This window comes from Paenibacillus sp. M2, from assembly GCF_046713495.1.
Lineage (GTDB): Bacteria > Bacillota > Bacilli > Paenibacillales > Paenibacillaceae > Paenibacillus > Paenibacillus amylolyticus_B.
On the sequence record NZ_CP169648.1, the window covers coordinates 2,149,270 to 2,171,438 of the forward strand.

A 22,169-nucleotide genomic window follows, 5' to 3' on the forward strand; every position below is an offset into this window, starting at 1 on the left:
CGAGCCAATGCCTGCCTGGAACATAGGGTAGGTGGGCCGTGTGGCAGAAACAATTAAAGGGATTAACGTTGTCATCGGGGCGGAAACGACTGGCTTGAGTAAGGCGCTTGTCGATGTCAATAAAAAGTCCAGAGATATTCAAACAGAACTGAAACAGGTTGAGAAGCTGCTGAAGCTTGATCCTGGTAACACTGAATTGGTTGCTCAAAAGCAAACTCTCTTGGCAAGCGCGATCAATAATACGCAAGAAAAGTTAAATCGATTAAAAGCGGCACAGGCGCAAGTCAACCAACAGTTCGCAAGAGGAGATATTACCGAAGGGCAGTATCGAGCATTCCAGCGTGAAGTTGTTAAAACAGAACAGGAATTGCAGGGGCTAAACAAGCGAATAAACGAAACTACTGGCGAGATTACGGAACAAGGAAAACAGGTCAGCAAGCTGGGCAGGGATTTCGAAGAATCATTTGATCAAGCTCAGCAAGCTATGGGCAATTCCTACGAACAAATGAAAAAGGTTGGCGCTGGAATAACTCTTCTAGGAGTTGGGATAGGAGCAGGGCTCGGGGTTGCTGTTAAAAGCGCAGCAGACTTTGAGCAGGGGATGGCAAACGCCTATTCCGTCATGGATCCGGCTGAAGTAAGTAAGTTCCGTGGTGAACTTGAGCAATTGGCTATCACGATGGGTGCGGATACCAAATACAGCGCCACGGAAGCGGCTCAAGGTATAGAGGAATTGATCAAAGCCGGTGTAAAAGTCCAGGATGTCATGAACGGCGGTTTGTCCGGTGCCTTGTCTTTGGCAACGGCGGGTGAGCTGGAGCTAGCGGATGCGGCAGAGATCGCTTCTACGGCGCTCAATGCGTTTAAATCCGATTCGCTTTCCGTCCAAGATGCAGCTGACATTTTGGCCGGGGCAGCGAACGCATCAGCAACCAGCGTAAGCGAACTGAAATTCGGATTGTCTCAGTCGGCTTCAGTTGCCGCTTCAGTTGGATTGTCTTTCAAAGATACGGCTACTGCGTTGGCTGCATTCGCTCAGAACGGCCTTAAGGGGTCGGATGCTGGTACGTCTCTCAAAACGATGCTTATGCGTCTACAACCAACGACTAACGAGGCGTATGCTACCTTCAAGGATCTTGGCTTGTTGACTTTAGACACTGCCAAGGCGATGGAATACCTAGCAAAAAAAGGCATTGTCCCGGCAGAGGTTAGTGTAGATGGTATCACCACAGCACTAGCACGGTATCTGGCGCAGGCAGATGGGGCCAAAACCGTAACAGCGAAGTATTTCAAGGAAGCCAAGAACATGGCGGAAGCAAACGGATGGGTGTATTCCTCGTTTTATGATGCTAACGGGTCACTCAAGGACATGTCCGAAATTGCCGGAATCTTGAATGACAAGTTGGGCGGATTGAACGACATGCAGCGGCAAGCGGCTCTGAATACAATGTTTGGTTCAGATGCGATCCGTGCCGGTAACATCTTGTACAAAGAAGGTGCAGAGGGAATTGAAGAAATGGCTGCTGCCATGGACAAGATTGATGCACAAACGGTTGCAGCTCAGAAGATGGACACGTTCAAAGGGGCCATGGAGGAACTTAGCGGATCTGTTGAAACTGCGAAGATAACGATAGGGTCAGCACTTATTCCAGCGCTCCGAGCCGCAGCCGCAGCTATTCAGGCGGTTGTCGACGTATTCAACAGTATACCGGAGGGTGCGAAGACATTTGTTGCTGTAGCTGGTGCAATAACGGCTGGTTTAGCCCTCATTGTCGGACCTGTAACCAGTTTTATAGGTCTACTGCCAGAATTAAAAGCAGGATTGACCATGCTAGGCCCGGCGATGGCGGCATTGTCTGGTCCGGTAACTATCGTCATTGCCTCTATTGCCGCACTCGTCGCGGGCCTAACTTACCTGTACAACACGAACGAGACGGTGCGCAATGGCCTGAACGCAGTGTGGGAAGGTATTAAAGCGGCTGCTCTCGCAATATTCGGTGCTTTGAAATCGTTCTGGGCTACTTGGGGCGGGGAGATCACCGCACTATTCAATACAATGTGGTCCGGCATTAAGGTTGTATTCAATACGGTGCTGAAGGCCCTGACCGAAGTAGTGAAATCTATATTTAGCGGCATCAAATCCTTCTGGGCAACGTGGGGTAACGACATCACCCTGTTCTTCAAGGCGTTCTGGACAGGATTGAATATAGTCTTCAACACAGTGATCAAAGCCATCTTGGAATTCGTGAAGGTTGTCTTCAACGATATTAAAGCGTTCTGGGATAAATGGGGTACAACAATCACAGCTGCGTTCAAAGGCGTCTTTGAAATCCTGAAGACGTTATTCAGCGCGACCTTCACTGTGATATTCACGGTTGTCAAGACTGTATTCAACAACCTCAAAGCGTTTTGGAATACGTGGGGAGCCACAATCACAACCTTATTCAAAACAGTTTTCAATGTCGTCAAGAGCGTGTTCACTGGCGCTTGGAATGCAATCAAAATTGTTGTAGATACGGCCATTGGTGTTATCTCCGGAATCATTAAAACGTGGCTTGCGATCTTCAAGGGTGATTGGTCAGGTGCTTGGGAAGCAGCCAAAGGCGTAACCAAGACTGTATGGGCGGGTATCACAGGCATATTTAGTACGGCTTTCGAGACCATGAAGAATGTCGGTAAGAACATCATTGAAGGTCTGGTCCAGGGTATTGGCAACATGAAAGATGTTGTAGTTAATAAGGCCAAGGAAATTTCCGAAGCCATCGGCGGATTCTTCAAGAAGTTTTTCGATATTCACTCTCCTTCGCGTCTCACAACCGGATACGGGGAGAACATCGGGCAAGGTTTGGCTAATGGTATCAGTAACAAAACAAAAACGGCAGCCAAGGCAGCCAAGGAAACGGCAACCAAAGTCAACAAGGCTTTCAAAGATGCTTTTGCCACAGCTCAGTTCAACTTCAAGATGGGTAACATTGACACTAAAGGATATGTAGCCGCGTTAGAAAAAGTGAAGTCGTCTTATGCGAAAACATCGGCACAAATCCAGAAGGTCACGCTTGAGATTAAGAAGGCTAACGAGCAGCAAACAAAATCTGCTGAAAAAGCAGCTAAGGCTTCCTTTGCCGCTTCTAAAGCCTATATTGATGCAAGGGCATCAACAGGCAAGATAACACTGGAGCAGGAACTGGCAATGTGGGAAAAAGTCCAAGCTAAATACAAGGCTGGTACAACCCAAAATATTGCCGCTGAGAAGGAAGCTTATAAGATCAAACAAGAGTTGGCCAAATCGGGATTCGAAAACTCTAAGTCATTCATCGAAAAGGCAGCTGCTGCCAACGATATGTCCCTTGCGCAACAACTCACTGCCTGGGAACGCGTACAGGCTCGGTATAAAGCTGGCTCCGCTGAAGCGAAAGCAGCTGAGGAAGCGGCTGGTAAAGTTAAGCTTGAGATTTACAACCAACTAACTCAAGCCAGTGAAGACTTTCTTGCCAAAACAAAAGAGGTTAATGCAAATGTCGCAGCTGAAGAGTTGCGGCTAAATGGCGTGTATGAACAGGCGGTAGAACAAAGAGCCAAGGCGATTAACGACTTTGCGGGATTGTTTGATGAGGTTGTTGCTAAATCGGAAACGTCAGGGCAACAACTATTGGACAATCTTCGCGGTCAAGTGGAATACATGGCTACCTGGGCACACAATATCGAAACGCTGGCCGCACGCGGGATTGACCAAGGATTGCTTGAAGAGTTGAGAGGAATGGGACCGAAGGCGGCTCCTGAGCTGGCGGCATTGAATTCCCTAACAGATGAGCAGCTTGCTGAGTATTCAGGGTTGTGGAAAACGAAAACGGCTGAATCTAGAGCGATTGCGGCCCGTGAGTTGACTGGCCTTCGCGAAGATACCGACAAACAAATTACTCAACTCAGGGTGGATGCTGCTTCCCAACTCGATGGGCTGAAGGCTGATTTCGATGCCAAAGTGAAAGAAATCCGTTACGGTGCTGTAAATCAGTTTAATGCTATGAAGTCTGACTTGCCCAACATCGGTAAGCAAGCCATGCAAGGGCTGCTTGATGGTTTGGCATCGATGCAAGGTGCGGTTCAAGCCAAAGCGAAGTCGATTGCGGACTCCGTCCGGACAACAATGCAAAAGGCGTTGGATATCCATTCACCATCTCGTGAAATGGCATGGATCGGGGAAATGGCTGGACAAGGTCTTGTTCAGGGTATGGCTAACATGATGTCCAACGTTCAACAACAAGCTCGCTCAATGGCTGAGGCAGTTCAACCAACCGTAAGTCAACCGAGCGCCGTTGCTGCACCAGGGCAAGGAAACGTCGTACATCAAATTAGCATGGAGGGATTGTTCGCCGGGGCTAACATCATTATTCGAAGCGATGATGATATCAGAAAGTTGGCTCAAGCGATCGGAGATGTATCCACTCAAACAACAAGAGGACGGGGAGGTGTGTAAATGATATTCAATTCTGTGTTAACTATAGACGGGATTCTACCAAGCAAATTGGGGTTGGGTGTTTTTCGAAACACTCAACGTCCGATCCTGTCCTCTACAGTGGATAATACCGTAACGATCCCGGGAATGCATGGAGCCTATGACTTTGGGGCTACGATGGGTCCAAAGCAATTCGAATTGGAATGTGCATTTATAGAAAAAAACCATATGGAACTGCAGCGGCGCGCATCTGCGCTAGCTGTTTTTTTATTGGATGGAGACGGTAGGCCAAGAACTATGGATATCGTCTTTTCCAACTCACCGGATCGTAAATACTCGGTCAGATACGTAGGGAGTTTAAACATTGACCGTATATCCGGATTAGGTACATTTAAATTACCGTTTACTGCATTTGATCCTTTTGCCTACAGTAAACAGGACACAACCGAGTTGCTCACCTGGGATACGGACCACACATGGCAGGATGATTTTGCATGGGGTGATATTTACGAATTCGGATTCCAAGGTTCAGAGACAGTCCAAATTAACAATTTTGGGACGTTGAATGTTGAACCTTTGATTATTGTGACAGGTAGTTTCAGTTATCTATCACTAACTATTGGTGGCGTTGATTTTAAATACAACACAGCTTTTAACGGCACTCTAGAAATCAATTATAAACGTAAAACCGTTAAATCAGGCACTCAAAACGTTTTACAAAATACAAATGCCAAGTTTGGTAAGTTACCACCTGGCACCTCAGATTTAATCGTTAATGGTACGAATCTCAACATTTCAGTTGACGTAATCTTTAACGCTAAATACGCAGCATAAGGGGGTAATCAAATTGGCCGAAATTCAGAACATACCAATAAATGAAAAGCTAAGGGATAGTAATCCTAAAGTTAATCAAAACTTCAAAAATATAAATGACCAGCTAGTCGAACACATTGATTCAAATGCGGCGCACGATGCTAAAGACATCACTTATACAGGAACAGTGCCAGCTGACAATGCAAGCGTCGCAATCGACAGTATCAATGGTCGTATTAGCCAAATTGTTTCCCAAGCTGGAGACGATAACACAGAAATAGTTGATTCTCGTGGCGGGTATTCTGTTTTGGGGGATAGGCTATCCGCGTCTGATTCAAAGTTGGTTAATAAAGCAAACAGACGTTGGTTTGATATAAAAGATTATGGTGCGGTAGGGGATGGGATTGCCGATGACACGGCCTCGATCGCTCAAGCTCTACAAGAAATTAAAACTAGTGGAGGCGGAGTTTTATACATTCCGAAAGGGGTTTACAATAATGGCAATACAATTTCCCTGCCTTCAAACACTATTGTTCAAGGGGCAGGAAACGGTACGACAATAATTAAAGTCAAAGGCTCGGCAACAAGCGCTAATGTTTTTTTTATGAGCGCTGGAACCGAAAAAGTAGTAATCAAAGATTTAACCATAGACGGCAATAAAGCGAATCAGGCTGCATCAAACTACGCAATTCTGGGCTATAAAGCAGCTTATTGCACCCTGGATAATGTGAGTATTATAAACCAATTTGGCATTGGCGTAGGATGGTCGAATTCACACCATATGACATGTAGAAACGTTACAATAGAACGTTGCGGAGATAATAAGCCAGGCTTTTGGTGTGAGTTTGACGACAACACTTCGCCTTGGAATACAGGATTTCACACCTATGAAAACTGTGAGTCTAACTATAATGACCTAGACGGATTTATTTTTAATTGCCCTAATATCAAATTTATAAATTGTAAAGCTAATTATAACGGACAAAATATTGGTGGAGGAGGCGCATTAGGAGCCGGAGGATTCTATAATGACAGGTCTCAGAGCAATGTTAAATTTATAACTTGCGAAGCCAATAATAATACCGAATTCGGTATAAACGCAGTACTTGTGAACGCCTTGATTTCCAATGGTTCTTTCAATGAAAACATCTTGTCTGGTATCTGTATTAGAAGTGGGTCAGGGAGGATTAAAATACTCGGTTGCGACTGTGTAAATAACGGAAGGTACTCTGGAACACCAACAAATAGCGGATGGGGAAAAGCCGGAATACAATTTACAGGTGTCGCCTTTCTGACGATAACAGCATGTGGTTGTTACGGAGTAGGTAGCCCAAACACACAAACCTATGGTATTCAAAGTATTAACACAGAAGCAAGTGACTTCGTCGCAATAACGGGTAATAACTTAAAATACAACGTGAACGACGATTCAAATATGGGCCCTGGACACACTCAAGCTGAGCACAACATCACAAATCTGAAATACGATAATAATATTTAATTAGTGCCATTACGGAGTCACATCTATACCTTTGTAGGGCAAAACTATGCAAACAAGCCTCGATCAAATTCCGGGGCTTGTTTGCATTTGGAGGTGAAAATTTGATAACTATTTTAAACTCTTTACGACAACCTCTGGCAGTTCTAGAGGAGTATACGAATGATGAAATATCCGAACAAATCAACGGATCGTATACATTCAGATTCTCGGTCTATATGGATGACGAAAAAAGCCAGTACATTGCCATTGGTAACTTGGTCGAGGTAGAAAACCAATACTTCAACATCGTCAAACATCGGCGTACCCGATCCAGTAGCGGAGAGGTAATCATAGCGGTGGAATGTGAGCAGGTCTCTTACGATCTGCTCTTTCATGTTTTCGAGGATGGTTTCATCCATACATCTCCACCATCCGTGTTAATGAATATGGCACTATCGGGTACGGGCTTTTCGGTCGGAACGGTGGAAATTTCTAGTTTCGTGAGTGTAGAACTGAAAGAGAACGCAACAGCGCGGTCGATTCTATTCGAAATCGCTGTGGCTGCGGGTGGGGAATTGAGGTTCGACAAGTACACCGTGTCTCTGCTTGCCAGAAGGGGCCAAGACAGGGGCGTACAGTTCAGGCTAGGTAAAAACCTGCAAGGGATAGTTAAGGACGTTAACGGTCAATCTGGTGAGGTTTTAACGGCATATGAGATTGATGTCGTGGAACTGAATACGTTACCTGAGTTTGAAAGGCTGGAATATTTCGAGTTGGGCGACACCGTTGACATCATTGACGAGGAATTACAGATCAATGAACAACAGCGGATTATTGAATATGCCTATTCTCCACGGCAGCGGATCAACAGCAAGGTGGTTATTGCCAATTACATTGAAGGTATCCAGGATACGATATACCGGATTCAGACGACTACGGTCGGCAAGGATAAATGGATGTACGGGGTCAAGATCGGCCCGGACGAGGGCATTGTCATTGAGCGTTACGACAAACTCGCTAAATCCAAGTTCAACGCCGATGAATTCCGGATGCAAAAAGGCGATGGCAACGGAGGTTACACTGATTCACTTTATTTTGACGCGATCAACCAGGAGTACACGTTTACCGGGATCGTTCGGGCCGGCCAGTTTATAGGTGGTAGCATCAAAATAGGCGATGCATCAAACACTTATTTTGAGGTCACCGAAGATGGTAAATTTCTCGCAATTGATGGTGAGTTCGAAGGAAAGATAATAGGTTCAGAATTTATCGGTGGCACGATTACAGGGTCCTTGATTAGAACATCGGCAGCGGGTCCGCGGATCGAACAAAGCAGCGTTCTTGGTTTTCGAACATATGACGGAAACAGTGTAAACAGGATAAGAATTACCACTTCATCGAACAATGACGTAGCTGCAATGGTTTACTATGATTCTATTGGTAGATATGCAGGAGAGATAAATTCATATTCAGACGCGGGATTAACTATTTTCTCTGAGAATCTTTTTCTGGGTAGTAATAATTCAGCAAGTCCGATCAGGTTTCAGGGTGCTGCATATTTTTTAGGAAACGTCGGGATAGGAGATATCCCTGATATTGAACAGGCGATAAAAGATTTACGAATGCAGGTAGGAATGTAAATAATGGAACCATTCTATCCGATAAACGTTGTATACTAAAGGAAAAATTATCGGAGGTTCTGACATGAAAAAAATATCGATTGCACTTGGTAGTTTTGTTCTTGGTTTGGGTATCGCTTTACCAGTTGGCGTTTTCGCAGACGACATCAAAAGTCTAGTGGGTACAAAAATAACCGGAGAATACACTGTATCAGTTAACGGCGTTCGAATTACAGACCCGGCAATTGTTGCTGCAGGTAAATCACATGCGCCTGTAAGGGCTTTGGCAGACGCGCTCGGCGCAAAGGAGATAAACGTGGATAATACAGAAAAAACAATAGATATTACTGTTGGGTCTGTTCAGGAAACAAATGTTATCGAACCTGAAACAACAACTCCATCTACAGAAACGACAATTCCAAGTAGCAACGAGTATGCTTCTATGTCGAAAGTGGAAGTTAAGAAAAAGCGCGACTATTTATCTAACTCAGTAATCCCTCAAACGGAAACGGCAATTGAAAGATACGAAAAGGAACTTGAAAATCCTATCCCTTTAGTTGATACGGAATATATCAAATCAAAATTAAGTGGAGCTAAAGAAGACTTAATTAAATATCAAACAGCTCTTGCTCAAATGAACGAAGCGCTAGGAGAATAATAAGAGTCGCCCACAAGGGTGGCTTTTTCTTTTGGGAGGAAACTATGAAAGCGAGAAAACTTGTAGAATGCACGATTGACCTAGGTGACCCTGTCGGTGAGATTGGCGCAGTGATCAATGTTGTTATTGGAGCATTTAGAAAGGATCAGCAGATTGAGATCCTAAAAGCAATCCAGAAGAATGTTGTGGTTGCGCTTCAGGAAGATTCTGAAAAAGGATAATCCTTCCCTATATCAGAACAAGGTGGTGGTGATCATGCTTGTATAACCGAATATCTTAGTTGGCTCGCGGAGTGGTCGGGGGCTATTTGCAGTTTTCAATCATTAGAGAGATGGGGGAAACAGATGGATCAGAATCCAGGAGGTGTGATGGACATGCAATTGCAGGAGAGCATGAATACGCTTGTCAGCCTCCAAATTCAGCTGGCAAGGATTGAAGAAGGGATCAAACCTTTAACAGCACTTGTGCCAGCTATTGCAGAGGTGAAAGACGTATCTAAAGAGGCGCTTCAGTGCGCACAACAAACATCAAATGAGTTAGGTGAAGTGAAGGCGGCGCTTAAGCAAGCAACTGAGGTAGCAAATGAAGCCAACCGCCGGGCAGAGGAAGCGAACCGACGTCTTGATAAGCAGGAAGAATGGAATGGCTGGCTGAAAAAGGCCATCCTCGCTCCGGTGCTTACCACATTGATCGGACTAACTGTAACAGCCGTATGGGCTGTAATTAAATTAGGGGGCCAGTAAACATGGATTGGAATACGGTATTTACTCTTATTGATCCGAAATTGTTCATCGTCTTGGCGGCTTGCTGGGTTATCGGTTATGGAATCAAACAAGTGCCAAAGGTTCCGAACTGGACAATTGTTTTTATTGTTACCGCATTTGCTATTGTTGTCACCTGTTGGACGCTTGGGTGGTCACCAGAATCCTTAATTCAAGGTATATTGGTTGGCGCATTCGCAGTCTACGGCAATGAGTTGATCAAGCAGGCCAAGAGAGGGACTGATCAATCATGATTACAAAAGGGAATTTCTTGTTGTTGGATTCATCCGAATTTAACGGGTGGCTTCAGCAACAGAAAATAACTAGGACAATAAGTAAGCTCCAAGTCCACCACACATGGTTGCCAAACTACAGCACTCGCAGGAATCAGGACCATTTCAGATGCTTGGAGGGCATCCGGACAACACACCTGGCGAACGGCTGGAGCGGCACCGGACAGAATGTCACAGTTTTCGAGGATGGGAAAATAGCAATCAGCCTGGATCGGGATCTCAACAAAACACCCGCCGGCATTAAAGGGGAAAACACAGGTGCGTTGTGTGTGGAGATCATCGGTAACTTTGATGTTGGCGGCGATGCCATGACAGATGAACAGAGACAAGCCGTACTGCACTTGTACGCTTGCTTGGCTATCAAACTAAATATCCCTGTAGATACTAATCACATCGTTTATCACGCGTGGTATACGTCTGCTGGTGATTGGTTGGGTGACTATATCCAAGGCCGATCCAGCAAAACATGCCCGGGCACAAACTTTTTCGGACACGGGAATACTCGCTTGGCTGCGTCTCGCGGGTTTATTCCTGGTATCCAGGCAGAAGTGCAACGAATTAAGAATGGAGATGAAGAACCAATGACAGCAGCTGAGAAGAAAAGAATGGACGATTTGCAAGCTACCGTCGATGCTCAGTCCAAGTGGATCGAGTCTGAAAAAGCGAAAGCCAATATGGAATGCCCAAGCTGGGCAAAGACTGCATACGAATACTACAAGCCGTTTATCGCTGACAGTAAAGGCAGTTACGACTTCTGGCGGCAACTTGTCATAAATTACCGGAAGGAAAACGGCATTCAGGTCCAAAAAGTATAAGTGCATACTATTTCCGTAAATCCTATTGATAAAGAACGTATGTTCGCATATAATACAAACAAACAAACGTACGTTCTTATCAATTGGAGGAATATTCTATGGGTAAAAAACTTGAGGGTAACGGAATCTTTGAAAGTTCACGTATGATATTGCCCGAACACCGCGAAGCAATGTTGCGTCATCAAAGGGAACAACAACGTAGAGGTAAACCCATTATGGATGAGCAAGCTATTGAAGAAATCGTTCGCACTTTAGCCCAATCTTTTCACGAAAAAGTGCAGGTCGATCTGGTTGTGTTCAGCCCGTTTGACGACGAACATTACAGCGGGGTTGTAATTGGTATTAATCAGCGGATGGGTAGAGTCAACCTGTTGTTAGAAGATGACGAAAAGGAAATCTCGATTGCTGAAATAATCTCTGCAAACCTCTAAATTTGTATGTTTTTGGCTATGTAATTGCCACTCCTTCCAGTATAATTAAAGTATAACTTTAATTGATCTGCGAAGGAGAAATGCACCATGTGGGAGCCAACGAGGTTCTTACTTTTTTCAACACTTGAGACGATGTCCGCTTTCGCTCTAATGCTTGCTATCTTTAGAATAAAGGCCAGAAAATACATATGGCCTGGATTATTTATGAGTCTACTCATAAACTTTCAAAGTTATTTGATGCGTGAAGAGGCTTCTATGTCCGCCTTGGCTCCTGCACTAAGCACAATCCTTTTTATACTACTTATCACTACCGTAGTAAAAGTTCCTGTAATGTGGTCTTCGATAATCGCTATCCTAGGAACATTTAGTTATACCGTAGTGCAGACGGTCATTCTGTTTGTTTTCTTCCAAGGAGTGGACACAAGTACGTTGGCTACATCTGTTGAAGGATCTGCGTTACAAACAGTTACAAGTATTGTTGCTCTTGGGGTAACGTACTTCTTGCTGAAGTTCAAGATCGGGTTTACCGCTGACTTTGAAAAATTCAGGTTTAAATGGGAACACATCGGTGTTGTTGCATTTGTGGTCTTTTCACTGCTGGCGTCCACGCTAATGTTTTATATCAACAACATGCTTCTGGTTATTGTTCATATGGCCTTGGCTGTCGGACTTATTCTTTACTACGCTATTCGGAAAGAGAGAGATGAATATTGATAGAGGCTGCCGCTTGGCGGATCGCCAAACATATTAAGGCTGTTGTCCCTAACCACCCAGCTCCCATTGAGAATTTGAACCACTCCCTTATTATTTCAATAAACTTCTTTACCGTAATAGGACTAGCTGTACTCGGCGCATTATTTACTGGTCACGGAAAAGAGGCGGCTGTAATGTTGTTGGCCTTTGCTGTGTTACGACAACTTACTGGTGGTTTGCATTTGGAATCAAGTACATGGTGTGCGGTCGCCACTGCCGGCACGGCAACATTGTTGTCCTTGGTGACGTTAAATCAATTAACCGCAACTGTATTAACAGTAATCGGTCTATTATGTGTAATGGTTTTTGCCCCAGCAGGAATTGAGGATCAAACTATAATTCCAGAGCGATATTATCCGATATTAAAAGTAGTGGGGATGTTTATAATTGCTTCTAATTTTTGGGTAGGATCTTCGTTCGCAGCCATCGCTTACTTCGCTCAAGGAATTATGCTTGCAGCATATGTATTATTTAAAGGGGGTGAAAAACTAAAATGAAAACAAAATTCTACGCTGCTGTAGCAACTGCACTTTCTGCTTTGGCTGTGATCTCTGTAATGCCAGCAAGCTTGGCGTGGGTATCCAATCCGAAACCCCCAAAAAATTTGCTTAATAAATAGGAGTGGTGAAATGTTATCTGTAACAACCAGCCAGGACGGTGGGAAAATAGAAGACATCCATATCGAGAACATATTCTATATGGCATGGGAGGGAACGATTGATCGTTCAATCATTTATTCCACCGAAGGCACCTATTATCTACCAGGACCAGTGAAGTACTGGTTGAATGCAATCAACAACATGGGGTATAAATTTCTTCACGTAGACAGAGCGACTATTATAAATACGGAGAATGTGGTCTCTGTGAACTCAATATATAAAGAAGCATACTTTGAAAGTGAAATTACCAAACACTCAGTACGTTGCGAAATAGTTAACCATAGATATAAAACCTTTATGGAAGAACTTACAGTAATGAATCCGAGGGTTGTGTTGACATAAGGACCGCTAACGCGGTCTTTTTTTGTTTATATGTACACATATTATATGTCGAATTACTGTCGAATAATGTAGAATTGTAGGACGAACTCAGCGACACCAATTCTTGTTTACAAGAGGCTAATAATGGGATTTAATAGAGATGTGAGGTATGAAATAAATGGATTTCGAGTGAGGTTGTTGGTCAATCTTTACCTGAGGTAAACTTTCTACCGGGGAGGGGCTTACGCCTCCGCCGTTCGCCTAGTCGTCCCATTCATGCAATTCTTCCATAGTACACCGGAGTATTCTTGCTGCATGGGCTGCATTTTGATACGAAAAGTACTTCTTTCCAGAAATAACCTGAGATATGAACCCTTCAGTCAGGTTCAGCTCTCTAGCAAGATCAGTCTGCTTGATCTTACGTTTGGCTAAGAGGTACGGCAAACGGCTTCTCCCCGGTACAGGGTTCATCCATTTACACCTCATATGCCTAAATTATTCCACTTGCTATTATAGGCGCTTAAATGATGAATGTACAATGGGCTCAATTAAAATGTTTATTAGTTGCTCCATATTGTAAAAATAGGGATTATAAATTAAAATGAGAACATAAGTTCTTGTCTCGGACAACAAAGAGAAGGGGTGCGAAGTATGTATGTGTTGAACATAACTGCGGTTGATGAAAATAAAATTAGTCTGGCAGAGGCAAGGGATAGAAAAGGAATGACAATTGTGGAAGCTTCAAGCGCATTAAACATAAGTGCGGAGGAATTGGTTACATACGAACTCGACTCATCTGATATGGGATTTAAATTGGCAACTAAGTTGGGGGAGTTATACGGACTTCCTCTACATAAAATGGACTTCTCAGAGTAGTTCTATGATATTTCGCATAAAAAAAGCAGGATAGACTCCCTGCTTTTTTTCTTGAGTAATTTCCCCACTTATCCCCCACAAAGCGAGTGATACAGTTTGATACATCATGAAACACAATGACACATCAATAACGAAACAAACCGTTGGTGCTACAGTAAAAATGAGACAATATGACACAAATTGAAACCGATTGCAACAGCCTATTGATTATCAGTCCGATAAAGAAGTTTGATGTGCGAATGAACTCTCATCATGTTCACATAAACGACAAAATCCAGTATGATGTTATAAGTAAATACCGATTGACAGATAGGAAAACCGCAGTTTGAAATATTTGTTAATTTTAAAATGAAAATGTTTACAAAAAGAGAATAGGTGCATTTTGGCACTTATATGACACTCTGGAATGGTTCCTGATTTCGCTTATTAAAGGAGAGATGTATATGACAGCTACCAAAGGTCTGGAAGGCATCGTTGCAACAACCTCTTCGATCAGTTCTATTGTAGACGGTGTGCTTACATACCGTGGTTACGATATCGACGATTTGGCTGAACATGCCAGCTTTGAAGAAGTTGCCTATTTGTTGTGGTTTGGTAAATTGCCAACAACAGATGAACTGAAATCCCTTCGTAAAAGCCTGAGCGATTACGCGCCGATTCCGAGCGAGTTGATTGCACAAATCCAATTGTATCCGAAAAACGTCAGTACCATGGCAGCACTTCGTTCCGCTGTCTCTGCACTTGCACTGTACGATGAGCAAGCGGATGAGATGACAACGGAAGCGAATGAGAACAAAGCGGTTAAGTTGCAAGCACAGTTGCCAACGATTGTGGCAGCCATCGCCCGTATCCGTCAGGGCAAAGAACCTGTGGCTCCAAAAGAAGGCGCTTCCATCGCAGAGAACTTTTTATATATGATGACTGGTGAAGAACCATCCGAGACCGCAGTGAAAGCATTGGATCAAGCCCTTGTCCTGCATGCGGATCACGAGTTAAACGCTTCGACATTTGCAGCCCGTGTAACGGTTGCTACGCTGTCAGATATCTATTCCGGTGTGACTTCCGCCATTGGCGCACTGAAGGGACCACTGCATGGCGGTGCTAATGAAGCCGTTATGAAAATGTTAAATGAGATCGGTACGCCTGATCGTCTTGAAGCGGCAATTCAGGAAAAACTGAATAATCGTGAAAAAATCATGGGCTTTGGACATCGGGTGTACAAAAACGGTGATCCACGCGCCAAACATCTACAGAAGATGTCCAAGGAACTTGGCGAAATGAACAATGATACGCGTTTGTATGATATGTCTGTGAAGATCGAGGAATTGGTAACAGGACAAAAAGGACTGAAGCCTAACGTAGACTTCTATTCTGCTTCTGTATATACCCAACTGGAGATTGAACAGGAATTGTTCACTCCGATCTTTGCGATCAGCCGGGTTTCTGGATGGACTGCTCATATTTTGGAACAGCTTGCGGACAATCGCATTATTCGTCCACGTGCGGAGTACACTGGCCCTACAGAACAGAAATACGTTTCTATTGAACTTCGCTAATAGCCGCAAAAACAGTATAATAATATAGACGAGGTGAAGGGTTGGAAAGCAGAGGCGTTATTGGCTTGAGCTCTCAGGACCCTTCTCTCAACAAGACTAGTGGTATGATCAATACTGCATATACGAAACCTAGGAGGAATTTTAACTATGAAATTAGAAAAATTTGCTCACCCAACTGAAGGCGAAAAAATCCAAATTGATAACGGTACTCTTCAAGTACCTAGTAATCCAATCATTCCATTTATCGAAGGTGACGGTACAGGCCGTGATATCTGGAAAGCTTCCAAACGTGTATTGGATGCAGCTGTTGAAAAAGCTTATGATGGCAACAAAAAAATCGCATGGTATGAAGTGTTTGCTGGACAAAAAGCATTCGATACATACGGTGAGTGGTTGCCGAATGATACACTGGAAGCCATTCGTGAGTATATCGTAGCGATCAAAGGACCATTGACTACGCCAATCGGTGGCGGTATTCGTTCCCTGAACGTAGCCCTGCGTCAAGAGCTTGACCTGTACACATGCTTGCGTCCTGTTCGTTATTTCGACGGTGTACCTTCTCCGGTTAAACGTCCTGAGTTGGTAGACATGGTCATTTTCCGTGAGAATACGGAAGATATCTATGCAGGAATCGAGTATGCTGAAGGTTCTGAAGAAGTGAAAAAAGTGATCCAGTTCCTGCAACAGGAGATGGGTGCTAACAAAATCCGTTTCCCTGAGACTTCCGGTATTGGTATCAAACCAGTTTCTTCCGAAGGTTCGAAACGTCTGGTACGTGCAGCAGTGCAGTACGCAATTGACCATAACCGTAAGACAGTTACATTGGTACACAAAGGTAATATCATGAAATTCACAGAAGGTGCCTTCAAAAACTGGGGATATGAAGTGGCTGAAGAAGAGTTCGCTGACAAAGTATTCACATGGGCACAATACGACATCATCAAAGAAAACGAAGGTACAGATGCAGCGAATGCAGCACAAAAAGCTGCTGAAGATGCTGGTAAAATCATCGTAAAAGATGCGATTGCCGATATCGCTCTGCAACAAGTATTGACTCGTCCAGGCGAATTTGATGTTATCGCAACATTGAACCTGAACGGTGACTATCTGTCCGATGCACTTGCAGCGCAAGTTGGCGGAATTGGTATCGCTCCTGGAGCGAACATCAACTACGTAACAGGACATGCTATCTTCGAAGCAACTCACGGTACTGCACCTAAATACGCTGACAAAGATGTCGTGAACCCTGGTTCCGTTATTCTGTCCGGAGTAATGTTGCTTGAGCACTTGGGATGGCAAGAAGCAGCTAACCTGATCTACAAAGGTATGGAAACATCCATTAACAATAAAACAGTAACGTATGACTTTGCACGTCTGATGGACGGCGCTACTGAAGTGAAATGTTCTGAATTCGCGGATCAAATCATTAAAAACCTGTAAGGGGAGATGTGAATCTTGACTATTCAGCGCAAAAAAATCACAGTAGTCGGCGCCGGTTTTACCGGTGCTACGACCGCATTAATGCTTGCCCAAAAAGAACTCGGGGATGTTGTGCTGGTTGATATTCCTCAACTGGAGAACCCGACGAAGGGGAAAGCACTCGATATGATGGAAGCAAGTCCTGTTCAAGGATTTGACAGTCATATCGTCGGTACTTCCAACTACGAAGATACTGCAGGTTCTGAGATTGTAATCATCACCGCTGGTATCGCCCGTAAACCGGGTATGAGCCGCGACGATCTAGTCAATACGAATGCGGGTATCGTGAAGTCCGTTTGTGAAAATGTGAAAAAATATTGCCCTGATTCCATCGTCATTATTCTAAGCAACCCGGTGGATGCGATGACTTATGCAGCTTATCAGACCCTTGGTTTTCCTAAAAACCGTGTTATCGGTCAGTCAGGTGTTCTGGATACAGCACGTTATTGTACCTTCATTGCGCAAGAGTTGAACGTATCTGTTGAAGATGTTCGTGGATTCGTTCTTGGTGGTCACGGAGACGACATGGTGCCACTCGTTCGTTATTCGAGCGTAGGTGGTATTCCGATTGACACACTGATTCCTGCAGACCGCATTGAGTCCATTGTTCAACGCACACGTGTAGGCGGTGGTGAGATTGTGAATCTGCTTGGTAACGGCAGTGCATATTACGCACCGGCGGCTTCACTTGTTCAGATGACGGAAGCGATTTTGAAGGACAAGAAACGTATCATTCCAGTGATCGCTTATCTTGAAGGTGAATATGGCTACAATGATCTGTTCCTCGGTGTACCAACCATTCTGGGTGGTAACGGCATTGAGAAAATATTCGAACTTGACCTGACTGCGGAAGAAAAAGCAGGATTGGACAAATCGGCTGATTCGGTTCGCAACGTCATTTCGGTAGTAAACCTGTAAGTTTGAAAACTTTTTGAACAGAAGCCAAAAGAAAACCTCCGGTAAACCCGGAGGTTTTCTTTTCTTTGGATAAGATCCCCAGTATAATGGGATGTGATGTATAGCACACCGAAAATGTTGAGGAGGATGAAAATTTTGACAATGATTATGTATCTGCTCCATATTGTTGGAGCACTGGCGATGGGATTCTATTTGATTCTGCCATTTGTGGTCGGTAAAATCCGTACCTTGAATGCTGCAGCACAAGAGGGAGCCTTTGCATCGCTTCGTTCTTTGAACAAAGTCGCGCAGTATGGACTTGTAATCCAACTTTTAACGGGTGGTTACCTGATGACAAAAGGTGAGTATTCTCATGTCTGGATGGCTGTCGTTGTTGTTCTGCTCTTGGCTATTGCGGCTATTGGAGGAATTATGGGTAAACCGCTGCGACTCGCTGCAGAAGGTGTGAAAAACAAGCGCGATGTCGGTCCTGAGCAAAGCAAGATCCGTACGTTCAGTACACTTCTGGCTGTATTCTTGCTAATCATGGTGTACCTGATGGTGAATAATCAGGTGATCTAAGTGCATTGTGGACGGTTAATCCACCCTACTAAGATGTATTGTTAGTCGTTGGTTAAGCGTTTGCAGACGTAATTAGGACAAGCCGGATGATATGTAAGATGGTGTTTCGTTGAAACAAATGAAAAATAGACAGCCTCATTGGCTGTCTATTTTTTTGTTATTACCAGGATGATGAAATTAGCAGTCCTCGGTTTATTTGAACTGGAACTATAGGAATCACTACCATACATAACAGCATGCATATTCCATCAGACACGGTCTACATTGGTTAGGTTGAACTCACAGTATACGCACGCACTGCATTTCGACCATTGCGCTTGGATTCGTACAAGGCAGTATCAGCGTCGCGTAATAAGGACTCCAGCGAATCTGACCCTCCATTGTACTGGGCAATACCAAAGCTTGAGGTCAGTGTAATAGGCACTCCCTTAACATCCAGGGGGTCATTCAATAAGGCAACTCTCAGTTGCTCGGCAAGCTTCTCGGCTTCTTGAAGCGAGGTATTCGGAAGAGCGATGACGAACTCTTCTCCTCCATAACGAGCGAACAACATCTCAGGTCGCAAAAAACGATTACATACGGAGACTACATGAATGAGGGCCTGATCGCCAACATCATGCCCGTACGTGTCGTTGATGCGTTTAAAGTAATCAATATCAAATAAAATAAATGAAACAGGTTGCAGATTAAGTTGAGCTTCGCTCAACATTTTCCGCCCCTTATGCAAAAATTGAGTGCGATTATAGATTTTGGTCAGACCATCAAAATAAGCCAGTTGTTTGAGTTGTTCTTGCAAGAAGCGTTGTTCCGTTATATCAATGAGCATAATCAGACTACCTACAATCTGTGCATCCTTGTTATACACGTAAGATGTCCTGACCTGATAACAGACGGTCTCTCCATTTAACTGCCAGTACAGATCGGTTTGCAATCCTTCTTTGTGATAATCAACTGGGAACGTCTCTCCAGCAAGATTAAGCCATATATCATCCAAGAGTTGGCCAACCATGGTTGTATTAAGCTCTGGCAACATGTCACGCAGAGATCTATTGTAATCAACGAGTCGATTGGAACTATCCAGTACAATAACCCCTTCACGCATGCTCTCGAAAATACTGTCTTTGGCGATGGGTACGATGGTCAGGAGACGAGAGGATAGAATGGCCCAAATATACATGGCAGAGGTAATACACATGAGTACGGGTACGGGGTCCATCCCGCCAGGAGTCAAACCAAGCAAATACAGAAAAGCTGCGACCATAGGAATAATCTGTGAAGTAATCAGAGTCAGCAATTGACGACGGTACATTTTCTTGGTGTGTTTCCATTGTGCAATCAGAATGAGGCAGGCACATAACAGACAGGAGAACGTGAATGCACCGTGTACAACATACCATTGACCTACTGCAATATCCATCAGAGGAACTGGACTATCTACTCTCAGCCATACTTTTTTATAAAAAAGATGATGAAAGTCATTGGTTGCAACCATAACTAAAGTAATGGAAGGGATTACAAACAATGCGGCAGTTACCTTTTGGGATAACGTTTTTCCTGTGTACTTTATCATCAACATGAGACCAAGGGATGCGGAGAAAGGCATGCCTATATACTCCACGGTAGTCCAGAACTTCATTTGCTCCAGTGTGTTACTGGCCAGCTCAATCGCATAACCAAAAGTGTAAATGGAGAGTGCTGCTGTGTAGAGAATGAATATTTTGGAGCTGGGGATTTCGGATCTTCTGAAATAGGTATATAAACACAAAAAGACATTCAGCACGGCTGAAGTGGCTACGAGTGTTATATATGAATTAATATGCGATTCCATTGTCAGGTCTCCATGTTAGGTAGAATGATCAAACCAATAAAAATGAGAGTTAAAACACATCAGTATACTGTACATTGTACATCAGCCCAAGCAGCTTAGGAATACACTTTGTATCATGAAACAGTCTAATTTCGAATAAATTTCGAATTTTGGCAAAACAGGCATTGAAGAAAATCGGTTGTTTGATATCCAAAGAGAGTGGTAAATAACGAATAGAAGGTAGGACGCTGATAGAGACAGCACACTGAGGCTTAAGTTGCTGTTCATCGCAGAAGAATAATCTGAACTGTTCATGCCATCCTACAGAATGAGACTTTTTCAGAGAACGAAAGACAAGGAAGGACACAGTTGAAGTCCATGTCTTCTGTAATCCAAATATGTTCACATTTTGAGAGGAGAATGTTAGATGTCAACCAATACACAACAAAATCAAAAAACAATGCCAGCACAGCACCAGGATCAACGCCCCGGAATTGAATCGGAGATGCATCCCAGACCGGAGTTTGAAAAGCCTGAATACAAGGCAGCAGGTAAACTGACGGGTAAGGTAGCGCTCATTACAGGGGGGGACAGTGGGATCGGACGTGCTGTTGCTGTTACGTATGCCAAGGAAGGCGCAGATGTCGCCATTGTATACCTGAGCGAGCACGAAGATGCCAAGGAAACGAAGCGTCAGGTCGAACAGGAAGGACGCAAGTGCATCTTGATAGCCGGTGACATTGGTGATGATGCCTTTGCGAAGAAATCGGTTCAGCAGACAGTAGATGAACTGGGCAAACTGGACATTGTCGTGAATAACGCAGCAGAACAGCATCCACAGCAGAATCTGGAGGATATTACACCAGAACAACTGGAGCGAACATTCCGTACCAATATCTTTGGCATGTTCTATGTGACGCAGGCAGCCCTGCCACATCTGAAGAAAGGCAGTACGATTATTAACACGACATCCATCACAGCCTATCGCGGGAGCCCGACCCTGCTTGATTATTCCTCTACCAAAGGAGCTATCACTTCGTTCACACGTTCTCTGTCGATGAATGTGATTGAGAAGGGGATCCGTGTGAATGCCGTTGCACCAGGTCCGATCTGGACACCGCTCATTCCATCCACCTTTGATGAGAAAAAGGTAAGCGAGTTCGGTGCAACGCAACCAATGAAGCGACCGGGACAACCGGATGAACTGGCTCCAGCCTATGTATATCTTGCTTCAGATGATTCCTCGTATGTGAGCGGACAGGTAATGCATGTGAATGGTGGCGAAGTGGTGAACGGTTAATTCGTTAAAATGGTTTAGAAGCAATATAGGATTTATTATATAGAGAGACGTATCGCATTCAGCAAGGCTGAGCGGTGCGTCTTTTTTATATCAGGGGAATGTGCAAGTTTAAGATGCGGTTAGCAGCTGTTTACAAAAGTCTGCATCTGCGTTGATACATATATGATATTGTACGAATAGCCTTGCTGACTAGAATCTCCCTAATCTGTGATATGATAGATCGAGCAATTATACTCGGAGGGATAAGTCATATGAAAATGAGCAAACAGAATGCAGCGCATTATATATGGGGTGGACAGTGCGATGGCTGGCACCTTGTTCAAAACGATAAATTGAGCATCATTCATGAGCGAATGCCTGCAGGAACGGCTGAAACACGACATTACCATTCGGTAAGCCGTCAGTTTTTTTTCATCCTCAGCGGTGAAGCATGTATGGAACTTAATGGTGAAATGTTCGTGCTGAAAACCCATGAAGGAATAGAGATTGCCCCCGGAATGCCGCATCAAATGATGAATCGCAGCAACGAAGAAGTGGAGTTTCTTGTTATTTCCAATCCAGGCACCCGTGGGGACCGAATTGAACTGGATTCAAGGTAGAGCAAGACATAAGATGT

The 22,169-nt window shown here is 44.1% G+C and carries 22 protein-coding genes; 20 read left to right on the forward strand and 2 right to left on the reverse strand.

The window, feature by feature from the left end; genetic code table 11:
* Positions 1–40 precede the first annotated feature (40 nt).
* The 13 genes from ACETMN_RS10055 to ACETMN_RS10115 all read left to right on the forward strand — a co-directional run bounded on the left by ACETMN_RS10055 (position 41) and on the right by ACETMN_RS10115 (position 13,077).
* A complete protein-coding gene (locus tag ACETMN_RS10055) occupies positions 41–4,474 on the forward strand; it encodes a phage tail tape measure protein (RefSeq protein WP_411736100.1) in 4,434 nt (1,477 codons plus the stop codon).
* Positions 4,475–5,287, forward strand: coding sequence for a distal tail protein Dit (locus tag ACETMN_RS10060; protein WP_411736101.1), 813 nt, complete (start codon positions 4,475–4,477; stop codon positions 5,285–5,287). It begins immediately after the preceding gene.
* Positions 5,288–5,300: 13 nt separating this feature from the next.
* Positions 5,301–6,767, forward strand: coding sequence for a glycosyl hydrolase family 28-related protein (locus ACETMN_RS10065; RefSeq protein ID WP_411736102.1), 1,467 nt, complete (start codon positions 5,301–5,303; stop codon positions 6,765–6,767).
* A gap of 101 nt (positions 6,768–6,868) precedes the next feature.
* Positions 6,869–8,386 (forward strand): phage tail spike protein, encoded by a 1,518-nt coding sequence (locus ACETMN_RS10070; RefSeq protein ID WP_411736103.1) that lies wholly within the window; start codon positions 6,869–6,871, stop codon positions 8,384–8,386.
* A gap of 64 nt (positions 8,387–8,450) precedes the next feature.
* Positions 8,451–9,023: a hypothetical protein gene (locus ACETMN_RS10075; RefSeq protein WP_411736104.1), complete on the forward strand. Its 573-nt coding sequence runs from the start codon at positions 8,451–8,453 to the stop codon at positions 9,021–9,023.
* A gap of 44 nt (positions 9,024–9,067) precedes the next feature.
* Positions 9,068–9,244, forward strand: coding sequence for a hypothetical protein (locus ACETMN_RS10080; protein ID WP_411736105.1), 177 nt, complete (start codon positions 9,068–9,070; stop codon positions 9,242–9,244).
* Between the two features lie 123 nt (positions 9,245–9,367).
* A complete protein-coding gene (locus ACETMN_RS10085; RefSeq protein WP_411736106.1) occupies positions 9,368–9,766 on the forward strand; it encodes a hypothetical protein in 399 nt (132 codons plus the stop codon).
* Positions 9,767–9,768: 2 nt separating this feature from the next.
* Positions 9,769–10,038, forward strand: coding sequence for a phage holin family protein (locus tag ACETMN_RS10090; RefSeq protein WP_411736107.1), 270 nt, complete (start codon positions 9,769–9,771; stop codon positions 10,036–10,038).
* Entirely contained in the window at positions 10,035–10,892 is an 858-nt protein-coding gene (locus tag ACETMN_RS10095) for an N-acetylmuramoyl-L-alanine amidase (RefSeq protein WP_411736108.1), read from the forward strand. Before ACETMN_RS10090 ends, ACETMN_RS10095 begins: the two co-directional genes overlap by 4 nt.
* A gap of 98 nt (positions 10,893–10,990) precedes the next feature.
* Complete coding sequence (locus tag ACETMN_RS10100; protein WP_411736109.1) at positions 10,991–11,323, forward strand: YolD-like family protein; 333 nt, start codon at positions 10,991–10,993, stop codon at positions 11,321–11,323.
* A gap of 87 nt (positions 11,324–11,410) precedes the next feature.
* Positions 11,411–12,037 carry a hypothetical protein gene (locus tag ACETMN_RS10105; RefSeq protein ID WP_411736110.1) on the forward strand — a complete coding sequence of 209 codons (627 nt, stop codon included), beginning with the start codon at positions 11,411–11,413 and terminating at the stop codon, positions 12,035–12,037.
* Positions 12,034–12,573, forward strand: a complete 540-nt coding sequence (locus ACETMN_RS10110; protein ID WP_411736111.1) for an accessory gene regulator B family protein — start codon at positions 12,034–12,036, stop codon at positions 12,571–12,573. The genes ACETMN_RS10105 and ACETMN_RS10110 overlap by 4 nt, the downstream gene beginning before the upstream one ends.
* A gap of 132 nt (positions 12,574–12,705) precedes the next feature.
* Complete coding sequence (locus tag ACETMN_RS10115; protein WP_339194530.1) at positions 12,706–13,077, forward strand: hypothetical protein; 372 nt, start codon at positions 12,706–12,708, stop codon at positions 13,075–13,077.
* A 240-nt stretch (positions 13,078–13,317) separates the two neighbouring features.
* Here the strand turns inward: ACETMN_RS10115 and ACETMN_RS10120 are convergent, their stop codons facing one another.
* A complete protein-coding gene (locus ACETMN_RS10120; protein WP_110893616.1) occupies positions 13,318–13,542 on the reverse strand; it encodes a helix-turn-helix domain-containing protein in 225 nt (74 codons plus the stop codon).
* Positions 13,543–13,707: 165 nt separating this feature from the next.
* Between ACETMN_RS10120 and ACETMN_RS10125 the strand changes: the two genes are divergently transcribed.
* The 5 genes from ACETMN_RS10125 to ACETMN_RS10145 all read left to right on the forward strand — a co-directional run bounded on the left by ACETMN_RS10125 (position 13,708) and on the right by ACETMN_RS10145 (position 18,446).
* Positions 13,708–13,932 carry a helix-turn-helix domain-containing protein gene (locus tag ACETMN_RS10125; protein WP_411736112.1) on the forward strand — a complete coding sequence of 75 codons (225 nt, stop codon included), beginning with the start codon at positions 13,708–13,710 and terminating at the stop codon, positions 13,930–13,932.
* 443 nt (positions 13,933–14,375) lie between these two features.
* Positions 14,376–15,488 (forward strand): citrate synthase, encoded by a 1,113-nt coding sequence (gene citZ, locus ACETMN_RS10130; RefSeq protein ID WP_017689488.1) that lies wholly within the window; start codon positions 14,376–14,378, stop codon positions 15,486–15,488.
* 147 nt (positions 15,489–15,635) lie between these two features.
* The gene (icd, locus tag ACETMN_RS10135; protein WP_036609828.1) at positions 15,636–16,928 is read left to right on the forward strand and encodes an NADP-dependent isocitrate dehydrogenase; all 1,293 of its coding nucleotides are present in this window, start codon (positions 15,636–15,638) and stop codon (positions 16,926–16,928) included.
* 15 nt (positions 16,929–16,943) lie between these two features.
* Positions 16,944–17,885: a malate dehydrogenase gene (mdh, locus tag ACETMN_RS10140; RefSeq protein WP_036609827.1), complete on the forward strand. Its 942-nt coding sequence runs from the start codon at positions 16,944–16,946 to the stop codon at positions 17,883–17,885.
* Positions 17,886–18,020: 135 nt separating this feature from the next.
* Positions 18,021–18,446, forward strand: a complete 426-nt coding sequence (locus tag ACETMN_RS10145) for a hypothetical protein (RefSeq protein WP_091014576.1) — start codon at positions 18,021–18,023, stop codon at positions 18,444–18,446.
* 268 nt (positions 18,447–18,714) lie between these two features.
* On the opposite strand, the gene ACETMN_RS10150 is transcribed toward ACETMN_RS10145, so the two are convergent.
* Positions 18,715–20,274 carry a histidine kinase N-terminal 7TM domain-containing protein gene (locus ACETMN_RS10150; protein ID WP_091014575.1) on the reverse strand — a complete coding sequence of 520 codons (1,560 nt, stop codon included), beginning with the start codon at positions 20,272–20,274 and terminating at the stop codon, positions 18,715–18,717.
* Positions 20,275–20,680: 406 nt separating this feature from the next.
* Here ACETMN_RS10150 and ACETMN_RS10155 point away from each other — a divergent pair, with 406 nt between their 5' ends.
* Both ACETMN_RS10155 and ACETMN_RS10160 read left to right on the forward strand, forming a co-directional pair.
* A complete protein-coding gene (locus tag ACETMN_RS10155) occupies positions 20,681–21,553 on the forward strand; it encodes an SDR family oxidoreductase (protein WP_047842322.1) in 873 nt (290 codons plus the stop codon).
* 251 nt (positions 21,554–21,804) lie between these two features.
* The gene (locus ACETMN_RS10160) at positions 21,805–22,152 is read left to right on the forward strand and encodes a cupin domain-containing protein (protein ID WP_091014574.1); all 348 of its coding nucleotides are present in this window, start codon (positions 21,805–21,807) and stop codon (positions 22,150–22,152) included.
* Positions 22,153–22,169: the final 17 nt, after the last annotated feature.